The sequence below is a fragment of the Rhodococcus sp. P3_B8 genome (assembly GCF_056402775.1).
The window spans coordinates 1-4,202 of record NZ_JBFUGT010000442.1; the positions used below are offsets into that span (position 1 = coordinate 1).

General features: G+C 64.9%; 4 protein-coding genes and 1 pseudogene. All 5 read right to left on the reverse strand.

Features of this window, described 5'->3' with window-relative positions; all coding sequences use genetic code 11:
* Positions 1-852, reverse strand: an 852-nt coding sequence (locus AC1D1G_RS42445; RefSeq protein WP_477956625.1) for an MCE family protein, incomplete at its 3' end; no start/stop codon positions are given.
* Positions 849-2,207, reverse strand: coding sequence for an MCE family protein (locus AC1D1G_RS42450; RefSeq protein WP_280779926.1), 1,359 nt, complete (start codon positions 2,205-2,207; stop codon positions 849-851). The genes AC1D1G_RS42450 and AC1D1G_RS42445, both read right to left, overlap by 4 nt.
* The gene (locus AC1D1G_RS42455; protein ID WP_025433123.1) at positions 2,204-3,064 is read right to left on the reverse strand and encodes an MlaE family ABC transporter permease; all 861 of its coding nucleotides are present in this window, start codon (positions 3,062-3,064) and stop codon (positions 2,204-2,206) included. Before AC1D1G_RS42455 ends, AC1D1G_RS42450 begins: the two co-directional genes overlap by 4 nt.
* A gap of 4 nt (positions 3,065-3,068) precedes the next feature.
* The gene (locus AC1D1G_RS42460; protein WP_005252107.1) at positions 3,069-3,863 is read right to left on the reverse strand and encodes an MlaE family ABC transporter permease; all 795 of its coding nucleotides are present in this window, start codon (positions 3,861-3,863) and stop codon (positions 3,069-3,071) included.
* A gap of 9 nt (positions 3,864-3,872) precedes the next feature.
* Positions 3,873-4,202, reverse strand: a pseudogene (locus tag AC1D1G_RS42465) (ABC transporter ATP-binding protein); the annotation flags it as partial.

The following is a 4,202-nucleotide window of genomic DNA, read 5'->3' on the forward strand; positions in this document are numbered from 1 at the left end:
GACCGTGTCGGAGTTACGGTTCAACGTCGTCGCCAGCGTGTTCAGCGACGTGATGGATTCCTGGATGGACGGTCGGGTGGGTTCGAGCAGGTCGGCGGTCGCGTCGGTGAGTCCCGCGAGGGACGTCACCGCAGAACCGACAGTTCCCCGCTCGTTCGCCAGGCCCGTGACGAGTTGCTGGGTGTTGACGATCAGCGAATCGAGTTGATCGTCACGCTGATTCACCGTGGCCAGCACGTCGTTGAGGTTGTTGATCACCGCACCGATCACCCGATCCTTGTCGGCGACCGTGTTGGTGAGGCTTGCCGTGTTCTTGACGAGTTCCGTGATGGTTCCCGACTCACCCTGGAACACCTGGATGATCTGGTACGACAACTTGTTCACGTCGTCGGCGCTGAGGGTCTGGAACAGCGGACGGAACCCGTCGAACAGCGTGGTGAGGTTGACGGCAGGCTTCGTCCGCTCCATCGGAATGGTGTCGCCGCCGCTCATCTTCATTCCCTGCTGCCCCTCGCCCTGTTCGAGCGCGATGTAGCGCTGCCCCACAAGGTTCCGGAAGCGGATGGTCGCGGTGGTGCTGGCGGGCAGCCAGTCCCGTTCCGACACCGTGAACTGGACCTCTGCCTCGCGGTCGTCGTGGATCGCGATCTTCTCGACCTGGCCCACGCGCACACCGGCGATGCGGACCTCGTCGCCCTYGTTGAGCGAGGTGACGTCCGAGAAGATCGCGTTGAACTTGGTGCCACCGCCGCCACCGAGGTTGGCGATGGTGGCGGCCAGCAGACCGGTCGCGAGGATGGTGACCACGGCGAACACGATCAGCTTGACCAATGGTGCGGCCAGGCCCCTCACTTGAAGCTCACCTCTGTCCCCCTCATGGTCGGCGCGCCGACGAGTGTCGTCCAACTCGGCACGTCCTCCGGCGCCATGCCCCCGGCCTCGCCGTAGACGACGTCCAACGTGTCCTGCTCCATCTTCGAACCCGCGTAACTCGCGGGTGTGACCTCGGCTCCGTAGCCCGGGACCTGATCGGGGACGCCGGCGGGCGCCGGGAGGAAGTCGATGGTCGACGGGCCGGGATTCCGCGAGGGCACCTGGTAGGCACCGTCGTTGTAGGACGACCCACCCGGGTACTGCGGGAACTTTCCACCCGGAGCGGTGACGTTGTCATAGCAAGCCGGTCCGCGGTTGTCGAGCAGCCGCGGCTCATCCTGGTTGGGCACGTAGCGACCCTTCGGATTGACGAACTGCACGCTGGCACGCACGCCCGGGTACGGATCGTCCGGTGCCAGCAGTTCACGGGCGACGGGAGCGGACTTGGCGAAGCCGGCGAACGTGCAGCCGAAGCTCGGCGAGTAACGGCCGAGGATCTGCAGTGCCTCACGCGAATCGGCGGCGATACTGACGATCGATTCGGCGTTGGTCTGCAGGAGATCCGCGGTGCTGGACGCGGTTCCGGTCAGCGACGCAAGCAACGTGGAGATCTCGCCCTGCTTCTCCACCACGGTATTTCCGGTGGTACGCAGGTTGTCGAGGGCGTTGACCAGGTCGGGTGCCGCCTCGGAGTACGTCTGCGAGAAATCTGCCAGACCGCGCAGATCCTCCTGGATGGCAGGAAGTTCAGTGTTCAGCCCGCCGAAGATCTCCTCGAGACGGTCGAGCGTCAGGCCGAGTTCGGCGCCGCGGCCGCTCAGTCCCTGGGACAGCGCGCCGAGCGTATTCGCCAGGTCCTGCGGCGGAATCGCCTGCAGCAGCGGCAGCAGACCGTCGAGAACCTCGCCGACCTCGACGGCGTTGCCGCTCTTGTCCTGACGCAGCGTGTCGCCGGCCTGGATCGGCGGAGCGGTGTCGCCCTCGGGAACGATCAGCGACACATAGCGCTCACCGAACAGCGTCTTGGGCAGCAACCGCGCCGTCGTGTTGGACGGAATCAGCTGCGCCTTGTCGGGCTGGATCGCGAGAGCCAGGGTGACCTCGCCCTCCTGGGAGGATGCCGAGCGCACCTCGCCGACGATGAGGCCACGGACCTTCACGTCAGCGTTGGGCGGCAGGGCATTTCCGGCGGTATCGGTGAGGAGGTCGATCTTGACGACCTTGGTGAACGTCTTGTTGAACATGCCGATGGTGAAGACCAGGAACAACGCGAGGACAAGGAAGAACACCAGCCCCAGCACCCGTCGACCCACAACAGATGTCGTGTTGCTCATCCGGCCACCCTCACTGTGGTCGTCGTGCCCCAGATGGCGAGGCTCAGGAAGAAGTCGAGAACGGCGATGGTGACGATCGCGGTGCGGACCGCCCGACCCACGGCCACACCGACACCGGCGGGACCACCGGAGGCGTGATAGCCGTAGTAGCAATGGATCAGGATCAGCACGAACGCGAAGATCAGCACTTTCGCGAACGAATAGAGGACGTCCTGCGGTGGCAGGAACAAATTGAAGTAGTGGTCGTACGAGCCGGTCGACTGGCCGTTGAACACGGTACTGATGATGCGGGACGCGAGGTAGGCCGCGAGCAGACCGACGATGTACAGCGGGATGACAGCGACGAATCCCGCGATCATGCGGGTGGTGACGAGGAACGGCACACTCGGCACCGCCATGACCTCCAGCGCGTCGATCTCCTCCGAGATCCGCATGGCGCCGAGCTGCGCGGTGAAACCACAACCGACGGTGGCCGAGAGCGCGAGTGCCGCAACGATCGGCGCGATCTCACGGGTGTTGACGTAGGCCGACAGGAAGCCGGTGAGCACCGAGCTGCCCAGCTGTTCGAGCGCGGCGAATCCCTGCAGTCCGACGACGACGCCGGTGAAGCCGGACATCATCGCGATGACGCCGATGGTGCCGCCGATGACGGCGAGCGCGCCGCTGCCGAACGTGACCTCGGCGAGCAGCCGGAGCACTTCCTTGCGGTAGTGCACGAGAGTGTGGGGCGACCAGGCGATTGCCCTGGCGTAGAACGACATCTGCTCGCCGGCCCGGTCGAGCACGTTGAGCGGCGCACGACCGACTCGGCGTGCCGCCATCAGAGTCCGGTCACCACGTCCCTTGGCGATTGTCATGGGGTCACGATCCCTTCGCCGGAACGATCTGGAGGTACACCATGGTCAGGATCAGGTTCGCGAAGAACAGCAGCAGGAACGTGATCACCACCGACTGGTTCACCGCGTCACCGACGCCCTTGGGTCCACCCTTCGGATGGAGCCCCTTGTACGCGGCGATGACACCGGCGATGACACCGAAGACGGCCGCCTTGAGCTCGCCGACCCAGATGTCGGGAAGCTGGGCGAAGGCCGAGAACGATGCCAGGTACGCACCGGGATTACCCCCTTGGAGGATGACGTTGAAGAAGTACCCGCCGGCGATACCGACCACGGACACGAGGCCGTTCAGCAGGATCGCGACGAGAACCATGGCAAGCACCCGAGGCACGACGAGTCGCTGAATCGGGTTGATACCGAGAACTTCCATGGCGTCGATCTCTTCGCGGATCGTCCGCGCACCGAGATCCGCCGTGACGGCCGAGCCCGCAGCCCCGGCCACCAGTAGTGCCGTCACCAGCGGGGAACCCTGCTGGATGACGGCGAGCACGCTGGCCGCTCCCGTGAACGACTCTGCACCGAGCTGCTTGATGAGCGATCCGGTCTGCAGTGACACCACTGCGCCGAACGGAATCGCGACCATCGCCGTCGGCAGGATCGTGACGCTGGCGATGAACCAGGCCTGTTCGATGAACTCGCGGAACTGGAACGGCCGCTTGAACGTGTTTCGTGCAACGTCGACAAAGAGCTCGACGATGTTTCCGGCCTGTGTCAGCGCACCGTTGACCGGCCGCAAGACCGAGCTGCGGGTAACCCCCATCCGATATGCCTACCCTTGCCCGTGAGTGGTGTTTTCGTATCCTTCGCCCCGGTATGCGGGGATGACCTGAGTGTCTTCCTGGCTGTATGCGTAGTCGTAGCCGCCGCCGCCGTTTCCGCCGGAAGTCTCGTCGAGGCTTTCCTGGATGGCGATCTGGGCATTCTCCGGCAGGGTGTGCATGATGTGCCGGACACGTTCCTGCCGGCGGGCGACAGCCTGCCGGAACGGCATCCCCGGCGTCGCCTTCATCTGCGGGACGATGCCCTCGACGTCGTCGACACCACCGGCATGGTGACCGGCATCGACCATCGCCTGCTCCTGCGCCATGGTGGCCTCGTC

Bases quoted from the DNA above. Each gene is read 5' to 3' on its own strand.
- AC1D1G_RS42455 (WP_025433123.1), bottom strand. From the start codon at position 3,064: ATGACAATCGCCAAGGGACGTGGTGACCGGACTCTGATGGCGGCACGC.
- AC1D1G_RS42460 (WP_005252107.1), bottom strand. From the start codon at position 3,863: ATGGGGGTTACCCGCAGCTCGGTCTTGCGGCCGGTCAACGGTGCGCTG.
- AC1D1G_RS42450 (WP_280779926.1), bottom strand. From the start codon at position 2,207: ATGAGCAACACGACATCTGTTGTGGGTCGACGGGTGCTGGGGCTGGTG.